The sequence below is a fragment of the Pelagibacterium lentulum genome (genome assembly GCF_003992625.1).
GTDB classification, from domain to species: domain Bacteria; phylum Pseudomonadota; class Alphaproteobacteria; order Rhizobiales; family Devosiaceae; genus Pelagibacterium; species Pelagibacterium lentulum.
Window position 1 is genome coordinate 2172 of sequence record NZ_RZMW01000044.1, and the last position, 15014, is coordinate 17185.

Genomic DNA, 15014 nt, shown 5'->3' on the forward strand with positions numbered 1-15014 from the left:
AATGCGCAACCTTTGCAGCAACCAGCGCCTCACGGAAATCCCATAGCGTTTGGCATCCGAACCGCATCGCCAAACCAGACGAGGTACCTCGAAATCAATCGTGCGCGTTCATCGTCACAAGCGGATTGCCTTCGGCCGAAAATTCCTTCACGCGTTCCTCGACGTCCCAGCAACTGGCTGTAGGCCACATTTCCGCACCTTTCCCCGCGATGTTACTACCAAGTAGTCGAGCTTTTCTACCCGGAACGTCAGTCTGGGCGACTGGATTTATCCGAGAATTGCAGTGTACCGCCGAAACCCTTTCATCCTTGCCCCCAATGAAAATACCACCTGAACCGAAGAAGACTTTTCGCGTAGCCGACGAGTTATGAGCAATCGGCATCCCATGCGAATCGGTCTACGATTTCGTGAACGGTGAGACGCCTGGCCGCTGCCTGGCTGCTCCACAGTGCACGGAGGACAGCTAAAATGATCGATCAGACGGTGCTGATAACGTACTCGCTCATTGTACTCGGGTTCGTCTTCATTCCCGGGCCGGCAACCCTGCTTACTGTGGCTCGCGCCACGACTTCGGGCACGAAAGCGGGGATCGCAACGGGAGCAGGGATCACCGCTGGCGACATCATCCACACGATCATGGCCGTTGTTGGCATTTCCGCGATTATTGCTGCCTCCGCGACACTGTTCAGCATCGTGAAATATCTTGGAGCAGCCTACCTTGTTTACCTGGGTGTTAAGGCAATTCTGGACAGGGCTCCGATCGATCTTGGTCAAGGGCGCCTCCCGATCAGCGCATCGCAGGCGTTCCGCCAGGCAATCCTGGCTGAAGTTCTGAACCCCAAAACCGCACTGTTCTTCCTGGCATTCCTACCTCAATTCGTGAGGCCAGAGAACGGCTATGTCGTTGCGCAACTCACCATACTTGGTGTCCTGTTCGCAGTGATCGGGTTTTTCAGCACAATCGTGTATTCGGTCGCGGCCGGGAGCCTCGGTAGCTTCCTGCGTCGCAACCCGGCTGTCCTGAAATGGCAAGGCAAGGTTGTCGGAAGCATCTACTGTGCGCTTGGTGCACGCTTGGCGTTGCAGGAGCGATAAGGGTCCTTTTCGAGAAGGATGGAGACAGGATTGTCCCCAAAAGTGCCCCATTAACCAAAAGTCGCCTTGATGACCACGATGCGAGAACGATTGGTGAGCAGTCGTTTGGCTTGGGACAGATGCGTACGACCACGTCCGAAGTGCGATCTGTTGCTTCCGGTAATTCGGCCATTGCGCGACACTTGACGGTCCCGATGCCGGAACGAGAATGTCGGGGTAACAGCGGGCGCGGAACCTCTTGAGGCGGCAAGCCAAGGGAGTAAGCCGAGGCCGAAGGCCTCGGAGCATCGTCGATCTAAATCCAGTGGTTAGAAAGGAAGGCGAGAGCTTATCTCAGCTGGCTGCAAGCAGGCCCATCCGTCGGGCGCGCAGGGCGGTTTCTAGAGGATCACTTGTGCCGAACTTGGCGCAGATGACTGAAACTGAACGCGTGACCTCGCCTCTATCGGTCTGGTATTGATCCGCGATCCAATCGATGGAGCGGCCTTCGAAGAGATAGGAAAGGAAATCTCGGTCTTTCTCACTCAGCTTCAGATCCACTCCTGCCTGGGGCAAACCCAGTGCGTCGATCTTGTGTAACAGTGCCACCGAGATCGTTCGCGCTGTTGCGCGAACTGCCGGATCGGCCACATCGACGCACTGGGTCATCGACGATAGGGCGTGAACTTTGCCATCGGCGCGGTGAATCGGCATCACAAAACCATTGGTAATGCGAAAATCGCGCGCTTCATCCAGCATCCGACGCACGGTAGGATGCAACAGGGTGCCAGTCTGGAAAAGGTCGCTCCAGAAAAACGGCAGATGACGTGCCCTGGTTTCGCGCACCAGGGGATCAATTGCCACATAATTGCGGTCGGCGTAATGCAGCATCCAGCCGAGAGGGGCGCGCGTAAGTTGATGGTGACATATCTGGAATAGCTGACCGGCATCTGCGTTTTCAACGGTTCCGGTAAAGAATTGAGTCAACCCGATGCGGGCAAGTGCCGTCGCTGCAACATCGAAGGCGTCTTCAGCGCAGTTGACGGATTCAATCGAGATTACCACATCCAGATCATCATTTGTGTGGCAATTTGAACATGGGTCTGAGCCCGGCACCGTGGCAGGCATTTCCCAATAGCCGGCAGCGTTCATCATTGCTATGCGTTCGGATGGGGCCAAACCCAGAACTTCTGCCAGCCGATGGATCATCTCGCGTGTCGGCGTCGAGCGGCCCGTTTCCAGAAAACTGATATGGCGCGTCGAGACGCCTGCATCCAGCGACAGCGCAAGCTGGGACAGGGCTCGCCTATGCCTGTGCTTGGCCAACTTCTTGCCAAAAGTCTCAAACTGACTATTCAATTGACCTTCGCGCCACCAGCAATTTCGTCTACCAGTACTTGCCGCAGCCGCTATTGGCCGCTACCTACAGTGTCGCCGGGCAAATTTGGCAATGTCAAGGTGAATGAGATAAACGGCGGACACTCGGTTCCCGGGCGATTTGCTCCGACATCGTTAACCGTCGCAAGCTTCCGCGACCCACTGCCGGGCCTGTTCCCAGTGATCTTTCCACGGCTCCCAAGCTGAGCGTACCCATGTCCAGGCGCTTTCTTCATACGCGGTCAGTGTATTCGCAAGCACCATGTCGGCAACGATGAAATCACCCCGGTGCAGGGGGATGGGTGGCTCGGCTCGGGCAAATCTTCTGGGGCCATCAACAAACGCTTTGAGCGGGGATGCAGGTGATGTGTCAAACCCCGCTCCAGCGACCACCACATCGCCGCCAGATGCGTCGCGGCAGATTTTGTCGAAGCCATATAAATTTCCGGATGCTGCAAACAGTAAGCATCTACGGTCAGCCGCTGATATGCGAAATAGGACGGGTCGGAAAACGCCAATGCGGCCAGCGAACCAAAAAGTTCTATACATCCATTGAGCCCACCGGTGTCTCGCGCACCACATAACGGGCAGGCTTGACTGACAGAACCTTCTGCCGGCAGCTTCATGGGTGGATGCGCCGGGATGGCGGGTTGGGATCGAGCACATCGCATGGACGACAGAGGTTGAGAGGATGAAGGCTGTTTCTCGGGAAAAGCTTACCGAGCAGGTTTGGTAGTGGAAGAAATTGCAGTGCATCGTTAGGCTCCTGGTTGAATAAGCCCGGGTGATCCGCCTGAACCGTTCGATGCTCAATCCAGACACGATCTATGCCGATTGGACACTACTTCGCCACGCTCACCCCTCCCGCGCAGCGGGATAGTTCTTCGGCCTCCAACCAGTCAAACAGCGATGTACCTTCAATGCGGACGTAAGGGCAGCCGCTGCAAGGTCCCAGAAGCGGACAGCCATTTGGCTACCTACCTGACAGGCAATCGACAGCTACAACACACAACTGAAGATGTAGAATGGCAATGATGCAGCCGTTGGCAAAGTCCTCCACGAGGTAAAAAATGACCGCGACATGGCATATCGATCCGAACTTTTGGCATGCGGAATGGGAAGGGCCGAACTCCGGATCCGGTGTGTCGTTCATTTTCATCACAACCGATGAGACTGGCTACGGTCCCAAACTGCATCGGCATCCTTATCCAGAGACTTTCATCGTCCAACTGGGCCGGGCAAAATTCTATCTGGAAAGCGAGGAATTTGTCGCGGTAGCCGGTGATATCGTGGTGGCTCCCGCCGGGTCGGCGCACAGGTTCGAAAACCTCGGCACAGGGCGACTGCAAATGATTGACGTTCACGCGAGTCCCAGATTCATCACGGAATGGCTGGTGTAGCTGCCTAAGTCGATGGGTATCGTAGATTGGGGCTGATTGCGAAGCGGGCCTGACAAGCACAGTGCGCGGGCTTCCGCTCCCAATCCGTTGTCCCCACTGACGCAGAACCCTCTCCGCTAAAAATCTGCCAAAGTAACGCCAGTGAGTGGTTACAATTGAAGTCATCGCGAATGCAGACCCCAATCCGAATAGAGGCCCTTAGGTGCCAGGATGCCATTCACAACCCGCCCGTTGAACTCTGTTCTGCCAGCGTAATCGACCGGTACGTTGCTGCTGGGTGCCCATTTCTTCTTGATATCTATAACTATCCTCCTGATCTGTCGTCTCTGAGAATAGTTGCGCCACACAGATTGAGGCATGCGTTATTGCCGTGGGTGATGTGCGCAGTTGACGCGCTGCGCGTGATCTGATCCTCAACGTTGGCCCGCCCGAAGGCAGAGTTTTCCAGCTTTTCACGGTGATAGGCTGGTGATGCCTCAATTTAGTCAGCGTGATCGATTGGGCCACAACTAGCTCACTTCGCGCTCCAACCATGCGACGGCGTGGTTCACAATGCCTTCTGCGCTGACGAGGACACTCGAGGCTTTTCCGATATCGCCCCGCGCTCCCTCGCCCCCGTCGAGATAGCTCTCAACGATCTCGGTAAAGTAGTCGCGGCCATCGAGCGCGGAGCAAACAGCATTGCCCGTGTCAAATTCCTCGAACATTCGCCATTCGATCCCCGAGGTCGTACGATATGGCACTTCTGCTCGTTTGATGCGTTTGCCGGAAATTTGGGCGAGCTGTTCGGCGTGGTGAATGATCGACATGGTGTCGAGCGGGGCACCGAGCATTAGGACTTTGCCTCCCGCCGAGGCCAGCTTGCCAAATGGCGACCTGTGGCCATAACCATAATCGAACGGATGGTCCGCCGTAAGCCAATCCGCCTTTGCGCCGACAGCGGCGACCGAAGCCCCGGGATTGGCGCTTCGGACCGCGCCAGCCGTTGTGCGCAGAAACTCCGGAAACACGCCATTGTCGCGCACGGCGCGCGAGGTCAAGGGGTCATAGGGTGGAACATGGTCGCGCCATTGGGCGGCGACGCGACCGCTTGCTTCCAGAAGTTCTTCGTAATCGGCATTCCAATCGCAATAAGCAGCGATCGTGCCTTGCGGGCCAACGGCATCGCGCAACGCGGCAATGACCGTGTCGGGACCGCCAAGCACGGAGCCGATCCTGCTCAATGCGGCGTGGATCATCACAATATCGCCTTGCGCGATACCAAGACGGACAAGATCGGACGCAAGGTCGTCGCGGGTGAAAGGGACAAGCATTGTGTGCTTTCTATGGTTCTAGCGCAAAGCAAACGAATAGACCTGTTCGTTCAACGCACTAATCGGACTCTTGAAGACGTGACTATCTATTTCGCGAGATGCGGCGGGTCTTTCATGGCGATGTTCTTTCCACCTTCAAATTTTGCGGGCACCTCTTTCTCCTATGAATGATCTGATTTCGCGCTGGATGCGTTTGCCGCGCTCTGTGGTCAGGGTTGACATGAACCAAGCCTTTGAGGTTCCCGTCGACTTCATCGCCAGCTAGATCAGCAGCCTGTAGATGCGCATCCACCCGGCCTCCCGATTAGACGGCCGGCCAAGCTGGCCAGCCGTCTAATGCTGAAACCTTGTCCGCTAGAAGCTATCCTTCCACCTCGACCGGTGCTGCCGCGGTATCCATCCAGACAGCTTCGAACACATGGCCATCGGGGTCTTCAAAGGCGCGGTTGTACAGCCAGCCCAGGTCCATGATCTCCCGGATATCGGCCTTGCCACCGCCAGCCGCCGCCGCCTCGGCGATAGCGTCGACTTCCTCGCGGTTGTCGCGGGTTAAGGCAAGCAGCACCTCGCTGGTCGCATGGGCATTAGCGATCGTCTTGGGCGTGAAGGTGGCGAAATAGTCATTGACCAGCAAATGGAACGTGATCGTGTCGGACCAGACCATGCTCGATGCCTGGTGGTCGCTGTACTGCTCGTTCTTCTGGCACCCGATCGCCTCGTAGAAACGTGTCGCCGTGGCGAGGTCCTTCACCGGCAGATTTATATAGATCATCTTCGACATTGTAGTTCTCCGTTGGGTATTTGGTTTGGGGTTCGAGAAGACTGCGCAGCAGCCTCATCGGGTCCGGCGTATCGCCGCCAGCCGGACCGATTGTGAGCGATGTCAATCGAACCAGCCCTTTGGCGTCTCGCCGTCGAGGAAAGGTTCGATCAGGAGGCGCAGCAAGTCGGTCTGCCCCAAAACGGCGGTGTGCGAGGTCCCCGGCAGGATGGCGAGACGCGATTTCGGCAGGGGATCGCCCTGGTCGCCCATCACCCCGCCGCCTAGCAACCGGAACATCGTCAGGGTGTGCTCATGGTCTATGATGTCGGCATCTCCCTGGATGACGAGGATCGGCGTCTCCAGTGCCGCCACGTCGTCCTCCCACGCCATCGGTTGGTGTTCGAGCGCGATCAGCTTGTCCACGAGCGCTGGGAACCCTTCCGGGTCGACTGCCAGTTCGCGATAGGCGTCTTCCATCGGTGTTCCCACGAACAACTCGGGAACGATTTCCGGCACAAAGGCTCGGTAATCGCGATGCCAGCCCTCGAAGTCGTAGACGACGGAAGCAAGGGCCGCCCGGTCGACCTTTTCTGGATGACGAATTGCCAGTTGCAGGCCGACGGCCGCGCCCATCGAGTAGCCGAAGATGTCCGCCTTCTCGACACCGATGGCCTCCATGAAGGCGGCGACATCGTCGGCGAGGTTGGGGTAGGTAATGGGACGGTCGATATCATTCGTGCGGCCATGACCCTGCAGTTCGACGGCGATAACCTGGCGGGACTGGGCAAGTGTGGGAATGATCTCGCCCATCGTTGGTATGTTCATATAGGCGCCGTGCAGGACGATAAGCGGATCGCCCTCGCCGGAGGTTTCGTAATACATCTGCATGCCATTGATCTCGACCCGGCTGCCTTCGGGCTCCTCCTGGGCGAAAGCGGTGCCGGCTGTGACGAACGCTGCCGCGATCAGTAGAATACGTATCATGGTTGTAACTCCTTGTGCCTGTTGTGCGTCGGAATGGCAGTGGCGATCAGTGAGCGTTCTAGCCAGATTTCAGCCTGGCTCATGCCCGGAGCTTCATCGAGCCAAAGCTTGTTCGGACTGAGCTCGAAGCCTATGGCCGGGACCATGTCGCCGTCCGCGAAGCATGTCGATTACCTGAAAGGTAACAATGTTGGGGAATGGAGAGTATCGCCACGGTGCCCAGCAAACGTATGCGCCACGCCGATCCCTCGTCCAGCACCTGAGGTGAATGCGCAACCTTTGCAGCAACCAGCGCCTCACGGAAATCCCATAGCGTTTGGCATCTGACATCACGATAGAAGGCGACTATGGCATGGTATTGATGCGGTGGCCTCTTCATCGCGATTTCGATGCCGCCATCGAACTTGGCTGCCATCCCGAATCCTCCTGTGTATTGGTCGGCTTAGTCGTTAGCTCCCGGTAAGCGCTCATGGTCAGCATTGATGAACCTTGATAGTGTTACAGAAATCCGATTTTGTATGTGCGTGCAACACGCACATTATGATGTGAAACGATAAAGGGCAATCCGTGAAATGTCTTCCAACCTGCTCCGCACTGCAAACCTCTTAGCTACGGTCAGTGGCGCCGTCCAAGTTCGTATCGACGATCAGCTCAAACAGCACCCCAATCAGACCTCCTCTTCACTGGCGGCTCTCAACGTGATCGGAATGTCTGACGGCTGCACCAACGCCGCGTTGAGCCAGACCATCGGCCTCTCGCATACCGCCACCGTCAGGTTGGTCGACAAGCTAGAAGCTCAGGGGTTGGTTGTCGGCCGCCAGCTTCTGGACCGACGATCCGTCGAATTGACACTGACCGCAGAGGGCAAGGTCTACGCAAGGACTCTCCTAGCACAGCGCTGCCTGGCGACCGGCACAATCGTCGAACTCCTCGGCTCCGACGAGCAACATGAACTAACTCGCCTCCTCGAAAAAATACTGCAGCGTCTGGCAGGCCAGCCGTCCAGCAGAGGCCATCTCTGCCGCCTTTGCGACGAGATGGCATGCCCACCACAAGACTGCCCGGTCCATCACGCGCACAGCCATGCTTAGCGGGCAAGCCCTGCTCATATGATCAGCCCAAGCTCTAAGGATGTCACGAATGACCATTCCAACCACACGGCGAATGGCCGCTTCGCGCCTCCCCACTCGAACGTTGAGCGTCGCGGGCCACCGTCACAGCCGCCCATGAATGGGTGTCATGCTCAGCCGCGCAAATTTGATTAGTCAGTTGGTCGACCTGGGCTTGGGCGGGCGCATGCCCTCATGGTGCATGCCAGCCTACGTCGCATAGGAACGATCGAGGGCGGCACTGATACGCTGCTCGATGCGCTGTTCGAAAGCCGTGACCTGGTTGGGACGCTGCTGATGGCGTTAGGAACCGATGGCGAAGTCCCCCTCGACGCCTTGATATTACCGGCCGAAAGGGACATCGGCAACCGAGCCTCGTCTAGGAATGTCTGGGGAGTTAGCAGGTCTCTGCCATTGAATTCGACCCGCGATCGCAAGCAGCCCGGCGGTTAGACGACGATTGACCAAAAAGAACATCACGTAGGCGGCCAACGAGAACGCCGCGTCTCTGTCGCGGGTGGCGAAGTCACTCAGAACCGGTTCAGACAGGAAGTTCGCTCTCCTAGTTCATGCACGATTTCGGAGGGTTATGGCATAGACGTAGTTCTCATCATCGCCCGGCGCGGTGCGCCACAGCCCTCACCCCTGGAATAGTTGGGGTTAGTCGACCTGTTTTGAAACTGAAATCACCCTCTTTCGACCGCCGGTCACAAACTGGTCACAACTTAAAAGGTTGAACATGGCTTCGATACGGAAGCGAAACAACAAGTGGCAGGCCCAAGTACGTAGGCTGGGGTGCGCTCCCTCCCACAAAATCGTTGCTACTCCGAGCAGACGCTCAGACCGTGCGAGACGCAGTTGACGCGGCTGGCGCGAAACGCATCTTCATGGCCAATTACTCGCCCGACCTTAAACCGATCGAGCAGCTCTTCGCCAAGCATAAGCACCACCTGCGCAATACCGGACAGCGAACAGGCGGGGCCGTTTGCGAGGCTATCGGCCAAATCCTCAACTCAATCTCGGCCCGAGAGGGAAAAACTACAGTTTGCTGCCGACGGATATAGATCCGGCTACGTGCAAGGTGTTGTGTAAAAACATAGTGCAGTCAATATTATTGTAAACCGGCGTTCATGTTCGGTTTGATCCGGGGTGAAACTCTGGTTTGGATCGCCCGCCCTTACCCACCTTGGGGCGTGCTGTTTTTGACTCACAGCAACGCCCAGCAAATCGAGACAGAAAAGATGCGACTGCAAATGGGAAACTAAGGTCCCGAGCAGTCATGCTTGCGCAGGCCAATATCGACGGATGAGCCAGTGTATCTGCGCGGCTTTAGTGGATTCTGCCGATGTTATCAGAGTGTCATAAAACTGAAATGTGAGTGTCATAGAGCAGCCGTAGGTTCCGCAGCGGCGCGGGGGACAATCCGCGTACCACCGCCACCATGCTGCACACCACAGGAGACGAAAGTGATGCACAGGATCGCTTCCACCATCGCCGTTGCGACCGCAATGGTTATGGGAACGACCGCACTGACTCATGCTCAGGTTACGGTCGACCCCACACTGCCCAATTACGAAGCCGCCTCGGGCGTTTCGGGCAGCCTGACCTCGATCGGTTCGGACACGCTCAACAACCAGATGGCGCTTTGGGCAGAAGGTTATGCCCAGTTCTATCCTAACGTTGCAATTGAAATTCAGGGCGCCGGTTCGGGTACGGCTCCCCCGGCTCTGATCCAGGGTACTGCTCAGTTTGGCCCGATGTCGCGCGCCATGAGCGGTTCGGAAATCCAGGAATTCGAAGCCCAGTACGGCTATGTGCCGACCGCAATTCGCGGCGCTATTGATGCGCTCGGTGTGTTCGTCCATATCGACAATCCGATCGAATGTCTGACCTTGCCACAAGTTGACGCGATCTTCTCGTCCACCCGCAATGGCGGTCTGGACCAGGCCATCACAACCTGGGGACAGTTGGGTCTCGAAGGCGAGTGGGCCGATCGTCCAATTGCCATGTATGGCCGCAATTCGGCTTCGGGCACATTCGGGTACTTCCGTGAAGTCGCCCTGTTCAATGGCGATTATAGCCCGGAAGTGCGCGAGCAACCCGGTTCCTCGACCGTCATTCAGGGCGTTGCCTCCGATGTTGCCGGTATCGGCTACTCCGGCGTTGGTTACGCCACTGCCGACGTTCGCGCTGTCCCCATCGCTGCCAATGAAGGCGGGGAATGCTACGAGCCGACCGGCGAGCACGCCGCTGCGGGCAACTACCCAATTGCACGTTTCCTGTACATCTACGTCAACAAGGACCCCAACGAAGCTCTTGAGCCTCTGCGCGGCGAGTTCATCCGTTACGTATATTCGCAGGAAGGCCAGAACGATGTTCTGCGCGCCGGCTTCTTCCCGGTCAACAAAGCCATTGCTGATGCCGACCTGACCGCTTTCGGTCTGCTCGACTAATCGTCACTGTGAACCGGGGCGCTTCATGCGCCCCGGTTTCGCCTTCGTGCGGGGTAGGCTTCCGCAGGGATACTAACAATTCTTGCACCCAGATGGGGGATCGCATGGCCAGCACGACCGAAACAGCCGTCGGCGAGAAACGCAGTACCGCGCGCGTTCATTACCGTGACAAGAAGACCAGCACGCGGGTCAAGGTTACCGAAAACATCGCCAAATGGGTTATTTCCGTCGGCGGTGTTTTGGTTATTGGCGCGGTGGTCGGGATCATGGTGTTTCTGATCCAGGTTGTTATCCCTCTTTTCGGCTCCAATGACCCGCTTGGACAGGTCCACTATCAGCTCGATGCCGGCGACGATATCATCTGGGTAAATGCCGACGAATTCCAATCGCTCGCCACGACGGTCGATCGCACCGGCAACCTAACAACTTTTCATGTGCCGACCGGTGAAATCATTGCCCGCGATGCCTTCGATTTCGATGGCCGTGCCGTTACGGCCGTGGCCGGCATTCTCGACCGTAACCAGGTCGCTTTCGGGTTCGAGGACGGATCGCTGCAATTCGGGCAAGTCGACTTCTCCAGCACTTCAACGGCCCAGGCCAACGCGCCCGCCGATCTGGTGCAGTTGACCGGTCGTGACTATACAGCCAACGGCTTGATCTATGCGCCGGTGCAGACCGGTGACTTTCGTACCATTAGACCTGTTTATGAACTGGGCGAGCCGGTGGAGATCTCGCAGTTCCCTATCGTTGCGGTAGATTATCGCGTCGGCGGAACCGTCGAGCGGCCCACGCTGGCCTATGTCACCGTCGATAGCGCCGGGGTTGTCCGGGTTAGTCGCACAACCGCGCAGCGGAACCTGATGACCAACGAGGAAACGCTGACAACGACCACAACCGAATTACCCAACCTGGACCTAGCCGAAGATGTCAGCGTAACGCGGGTGCTGATGTCGAGTGGGGGCGATCGGGTATTTGTCGGGACCGATGACGGCTATATCTTCCGCTACGATCTGCGCAATCTCGAAAATCCCGTGCTTGCCGAACGTCGGCCCGTTTTCGATGAAGAGGTCGCTGTTACTTCGATGACATTCCTGTCTGGGGAGATTGCGTTGGCTGTCGGCGGGTCGGATGGCTCGGTGGACGTGTTTTTCCGGCTGCAACGGCCAGGTATCGATACCGCGGATGGCTATGAAATGGTGCGTTCGCGTGTTCATGCGTCGCAGGGTACGCCTATCGTTGAGATGTCCGAAGCCCGTCGAGACAAGTCGCTAGTGACAATGGGTGCGAATGGCAGCGTTTGGGTGCGCCATTCGACGTCCGACCAGGTGCTGTTCGAGTTTGAACGTCGCACCGATCCATCGCTTCCCGCAACAGTCATGATTTTCCCACGCTCGGACGGCGTGCTTTTGGTGGACCGTGAAGGGGGCGTCGATGCGTGGCAGTACAATGCGCGTCACGGCGGCATCACACTTGACACACTTTTCGGGCAAATTTGGTATGAGGGCTATTCTCAGCCAAATTGGGTCTGGCAATCCACTGCCGCAACCGATCTGTTCGAGCCGAAATATTCTCTCGTTCCGTTGATCTTTGGCACGCTCAAGGCGGCGTTTTATGCAATGTTGTTTGCGACCCCGATTGCCTTGATGGGGGCCATCTATACTTCCGAGTTCGTCCACACCGGAGTGAGGGCGACCGTCAAGCCGGTCATGGAACTGATGGAAAGCCTGCCCACCGTGGTGCTCGGCTTTATTGCCGCGCTGGTGCTGGCGCCAATCGTCGAGGAATGGATCTCGGCAGTTCTTCTGGGCTTTATCGCGGTTCCGTTAGGTCTGATGATCGGGGCTTTTAGCTGGCAAATGTTGCCGATTCAGACGGCTATCAGGTTCGATGGTCTGCCGAAATTTGCGCTGATGATTTTTGCCATCATCGCCACTGCCTTCGTTGCCTATCAGCTTGGGCCGGTCTTTGAAGACCTGCTATTCTACGGCAATTTCATGGCCTGGGCGAACAACGATATCGGAACCGGAACGCCGTTCATGTTCCTGCTTCAGCTTCCGCTGGCCTATATGATCGTCGCCTGGTCCTTCAAGCGTTTCTATGGACATTACTTGCGCGATCGTTTGCGGGCTATGGATCGACCAGAAGCTGGGCGGCTCGACGCCCTGCGCTGGCTGGGCTTTCTTGGTGGCGCTATCGTGCTGAGCTACGCGGTGGCAAGTTTCCTCACGTTGATCGGGTTCGATCCGCGTGGCGGGATCGTAGATACCTATGCCCAGCGCAATGCCTTGATCGTGGGCTTCGTGATGGCCTTTGCGGTGATCCCCAATATCTATACACTCGCAGAAGACGCGCTCAATGCAGTGCCCTCGCATCTGCGTTCAGGCTCGCTGGCATCTGGCGCGACGCCCTGGCAAACCGCCATGTGGATCGTTTTGCCTACTGCCGCCTCGGGCGTCTTCTCGGCCGTGATGATCGGGATGGGGCGCGCTGTGGGCGAAACCATGATTGTGGTCATGGCGGCGGGTAACACGCCGATCATGGAGTGGAATATCTTTTCCGGTCTGCGCACGCTTTCAGCCAACATCGCCATCGAATTGCCCGAAGCGGTACGCGATGGCACGAATTACCGCGTGCTGTTTCTTGCAGCGCTGACCTTGTTCATCATGACCTTCGTTATCAACACGGTCGCTGAACTCATCCGCCAGCGCTTCCGCAAGCGCGCCTTCCAGCTCTAAGCGTCAGGGAAAATTGTTATGAGTGCAATCACATCGGGCACTACAGCAGCAAAACATGCCAGAGACGCTGTAAAGGGCGAACCTCATGAAGGTGGCGTCCAGGGCAGGGCGGTTCGCAAATTCACCGCCGATCTTTCGGCGGTGGGCGAACCGGCGCTCTGGGGCTTCGGCGGAGCGCTGGCCATTGGGATCATCCTGATCGTGGGCTTTTTGGGTATGATCGCCTGGAACGGTTTGACAACGTTCTGGCCCAAGCCAATCGAAGTTGTAACGCTGACTGACGGGGCGGTACTGGCGGGTGAGCCCACACGTTCGGGTCGCTATCAGCCGGGCGGCAACGTGATTGCCCAGATGACACCCGAACAGGTGCAGTTCGTTGAGGACAATGGCGGGATTTCCACCCGTACCCTCTATCGGACCGCGAACTACGATCTGTATGGCGACGATTTCCGCTGGGTTTCGGATTTCCAAGTCGCAAACATTGAAACGCCTGAAAGCTTCTTTCTGTTCGAGCGCCAGGAATGGGGACATTTCATCGGCCAGATCACGGGCCTGATCGTCAATAACGAGCCGGTCGATATTGAAACCGTGTCGCTACGCGAAATCTTCGATTTGCAACAACAGGCGATGGCACGCTTCAATGAAATCCGCTCGCTCGAGCGCAATGAGATCGGGGCGATCAACCACTATCTCGAACGCGAGCGACTCAATCAGCGGCGCGCGGCGCTGCGGCATGGTGCGAATTCGCCTGAGGCCCTCGCTGTGGCTGAGCAGGCAAATTTGCGCATCGCCGAACTCAATGAGGAATTTGCCGAGATTCAGGCCCGTATCAACGAAATTCGTACCTTCGATCGGCAGTTCCGCATTCAGTTGTCGGAAGTGGGCGGACGCGAAATAGAGGCCAACCTTTCGCAAATTGTCCGCTTCTATGCGGCCAATAATCTGAGTTGGTTCGACAAGGTTCAAGTGTATTTCTCGCGCTGGGGAGAGTTCCTCACCACAGAGCCCCGCGAAGCGAATACGCAGGGCGGCGTTCTGCCGGCAATTTTTGGCACTGTTGTGATGACACTGCTCATGGTGGTGTTTGTGGCACCGCTGGGTGTGATTACGGCCCTGTATCTCCGCGAATATGCCAAACAGGGGCGACTGGTTTCGATCATCCGCATTTCGGTGAACAACCTCGCCGGTGTGCCCTCGATTGTCTATGGCGTGTTCGGCTTGGGCTTCTTTGCCTATACGATGGGGATGACCATCGACCAGTTGTTCTTTCCCGAACGGCTCCCCTCGCCGACCTTCGGAACCGGGGGTATCTTGTGGGCATCGCTTACTCTGGCCCTGTTGACCGTTCCGGTGGTGATTGTGGCCTCCGAAGAGGCCCTGGCTGCGGTTCCGCGCTCAATGCGCGAAGGCTCGCTCGCCTGTGGGGCGTCCAAATGGCAGACGATCCGCTCGGTCGTGCTTCCCAAGGCCATGCCTGGCATCATGACAGGCATGATTCTCGCGATGGCACGTGGCGCGGGGGAAGTGGCGCCGTTGATGCTGGTGGGCGTAGTGATGTTGGCCCCGCAGATGCCCATTGATCAGTTTTTCCCCTATGTCCATCTGGAACGCAGCTTCATGCATCTGGGCTTCCACATTTTCGATGTGGGCTTCCAGTCGCGCAATTCCGAGGCTGGCAAACCGATGGTGTTCGTCACAACCTTGCTGTTGCTCGGATTGATCGTGACCATGAACTCGACAGCAATCATCGTCAGAAACCGGCTCAAGCGGCGCTATGCGGCCGGCCAGTTCTGATCTGACAAATCG

14 protein-coding genes are annotated in these 15014 nt (G+C 57.2%); 7 read left to right on the top strand and 7 right to left on the bottom strand.

Going from position 1 to position 15014, the window contains the following annotated elements; genetic code table 11:
• Positions 1-468: 468 nt before the first annotated feature.
• The gene (locus EO133_RS18025; protein WP_127074050.1) at positions 469-1095 is read left to right on the top strand and encodes a LysE family translocator; all 627 of its coding nucleotides are present in this window, start codon (positions 469-471) and stop codon (positions 1093-1095) included.
• A gap of 333 nt (positions 1096-1428) precedes the next feature.
• On the opposite strand, the gene EO133_RS18030 is transcribed toward EO133_RS18025, so the two are convergent.
• The gene (locus EO133_RS18030; RefSeq protein WP_127074051.1) at positions 1429-2433 is read right to left on the bottom strand and encodes an autoinducer binding domain-containing protein; all 1005 of its coding nucleotides are present in this window, start codon (positions 2431-2433) and stop codon (positions 1429-1431) included.
• Between the two features lie 260 nt (positions 2434-2693).
• Entirely contained in the window at positions 2694-3077 is a 384-nt protein-coding gene (locus EO133_RS18035) for a DUF5946 family protein (protein WP_127074052.1), read from the bottom strand.
• A 444-nt stretch (positions 3078-3521) separates the two neighbouring features.
• Between EO133_RS18035 and EO133_RS18040 the strand changes: the two genes are divergently transcribed.
• On the top strand, positions 3522-3851 hold the full coding sequence (locus tag EO133_RS18040) for a cupin domain-containing protein (protein WP_127074053.1): 330 nt from the start codon (positions 3522-3524) through the stop codon (positions 3849-3851).
• Positions 3852-4360: 509 nt separating this feature from the next.
• Here the strand turns inward: EO133_RS18040 and aac(3) are convergent.
• The 4 genes from aac(3) to EO133_RS18060 all read right to left on the bottom strand — a co-directional run bounded on the left by aac(3) (position 4361) and on the right by EO133_RS18060 (position 7326).
• The gene (gene aac(3) / locus EO133_RS18045) at positions 4361-5164 is read right to left on the bottom strand and encodes an aminoglycoside 3-N-acetyltransferase (RefSeq protein ID WP_127074054.1); all 804 of its coding nucleotides are present in this window, start codon (positions 5162-5164) and stop codon (positions 4361-4363) included.
• 361 nt (positions 5165-5525) lie between these two features.
• The gene (locus EO133_RS18050) at positions 5526-5945 is read right to left on the bottom strand and encodes a VOC family protein (RefSeq protein ID WP_127074055.1); all 420 of its coding nucleotides are present in this window, start codon (positions 5943-5945) and stop codon (positions 5526-5528) included.
• Between the two features lie 102 nt (positions 5946-6047).
• Positions 6048-6911 carry an alpha/beta fold hydrolase gene (locus EO133_RS18055; RefSeq protein ID WP_127074056.1) on the bottom strand — a complete coding sequence of 288 codons (864 nt, stop codon included), beginning with the start codon at positions 6909-6911 and terminating at the stop codon, positions 6048-6050.
• A gap of 130 nt (positions 6912-7041) precedes the next feature.
• Positions 7042-7326, bottom strand: a complete 285-nt coding sequence (locus EO133_RS18060) for a hypothetical protein (protein WP_127074057.1) — start codon at positions 7324-7326, stop codon at positions 7042-7044.
• Positions 7327-7483: 157 nt separating this feature from the next.
• Here EO133_RS18060 and EO133_RS18065 point away from each other — a divergent pair, with 157 nt between their 5' ends.
• On the top strand, positions 7484-8002 hold the full coding sequence (locus EO133_RS18065; RefSeq protein ID WP_127074058.1) for a MarR family winged helix-turn-helix transcriptional regulator: 519 nt from the start codon (positions 7484-7486) through the stop codon (positions 8000-8002).
• A gap of 213 nt (positions 8003-8215) precedes the next feature.
• The gene (locus EO133_RS20880) at positions 8216-8473 is read left to right on the top strand and encodes an AAC(3) family N-acetyltransferase (protein WP_127074059.1); all 258 of its coding nucleotides are present in this window, start codon (positions 8216-8218) and stop codon (positions 8471-8473) included.
• Between the two features lie 368 nt (positions 8474-8841).
• Here EO133_RS20880 and EO133_RS18075 read toward each other — a convergent pair whose 3' ends face one another.
• Positions 8842-9024, bottom strand: a complete 183-nt coding sequence (locus EO133_RS18075; RefSeq protein ID WP_127074060.1) for a hypothetical protein — start codon at positions 9022-9024, stop codon at positions 8842-8844.
• A 465-nt stretch (positions 9025-9489) separates the two neighbouring features.
• On the opposite strand from EO133_RS18075, the gene EO133_RS18080 reads away from it, so the two are divergent.
• The 3 genes from EO133_RS18080 to pstA all read left to right on the top strand — a co-directional run bounded on the left by EO133_RS18080 (position 9490) and on the right by pstA (position 15002).
• Positions 9490-10473, top strand: coding sequence for a PstS family phosphate ABC transporter substrate-binding protein (locus EO133_RS18080; protein ID WP_127074061.1), 984 nt, complete (start codon positions 9490-9492; stop codon positions 10471-10473).
• 104 nt (positions 10474-10577) lie between these two features.
• Positions 10578-13208, top strand: coding sequence for an ABC transporter permease subunit (locus tag EO133_RS18085; protein ID WP_206513547.1), 2631 nt, complete (start codon positions 10578-10580; stop codon positions 13206-13208).
• A gap of 18 nt (positions 13209-13226) precedes the next feature.
• Positions 13227-15002, top strand: a complete 1776-nt coding sequence (gene pstA / locus EO133_RS18090; RefSeq protein ID WP_127074062.1) for a phosphate ABC transporter permease PstA — start codon at positions 13227-13229, stop codon at positions 15000-15002.
• The last annotated feature ends 12 nt before the right edge of the window (positions 15003-15014 follow it).

Coding starts and splice junctions, on each gene's coding strand:
- EO133_RS18025 (WP_127074050.1), top strand. CDS start 469: ATGATCGATCAGACGGTGCTGATAACGTACTCGCTCATTGTACTCGGG.
- EO133_RS18035 (WP_127074052.1), bottom strand. CDS start 3,077: ATGAAGCTGCCGGCAGAAGGTTCTGTCAGTCAAGCCTGCCCGTTATGT.
- EO133_RS18040 (WP_127074053.1), top strand. CDS start 3,522: ATGACCGCGACATGGCATATCGATCCGAACTTTTGGCATGCGGAATGG.
- EO133_RS18050 (WP_127074055.1), bottom strand. CDS start 5,945: ATGTCGAAGATGATCTATATAAATCTGCCGGTGAAGGACCTCGCCACG.
- EO133_RS18055 (WP_127074056.1), bottom strand. CDS start 6,911: ATGATACGTATTCTACTGATCGCGGCAGCGTTCGTCACAGCCGGCACC.
- EO133_RS18060 (WP_127074057.1), bottom strand. CDS start 7,326: ATGGCAGCCAAGTTCGATGGCGGCATCGAAATCGCGATGAAGAGGCCA.
- EO133_RS18065 (WP_127074058.1), top strand. CDS start 7,484: ATGTCTTCCAACCTGCTCCGCACTGCAAACCTCTTAGCTACGGTCAGT.
- EO133_RS20880 (WP_127074059.1), top strand. CDS start 8,216: ATGGTGCATGCCAGCCTACGTCGCATAGGAACGATCGAGGGCGGCACT.
- EO133_RS18080 (WP_127074061.1), top strand. CDS start 9,490: ATGCACAGGATCGCTTCCACCATCGCCGTTGCGACCGCAATGGTTATG.
- EO133_RS18085 (WP_206513547.1), top strand. CDS start 10,578: ATGGCCAGCACGACCGAAACAGCCGTCGGCGAGAAACGCAGTACCGCG.
- pstA (WP_127074062.1), top strand. CDS start 13,227: ATGAGTGCAATCACATCGGGCACTACAGCAGCAAAACATGCCAGAGAC.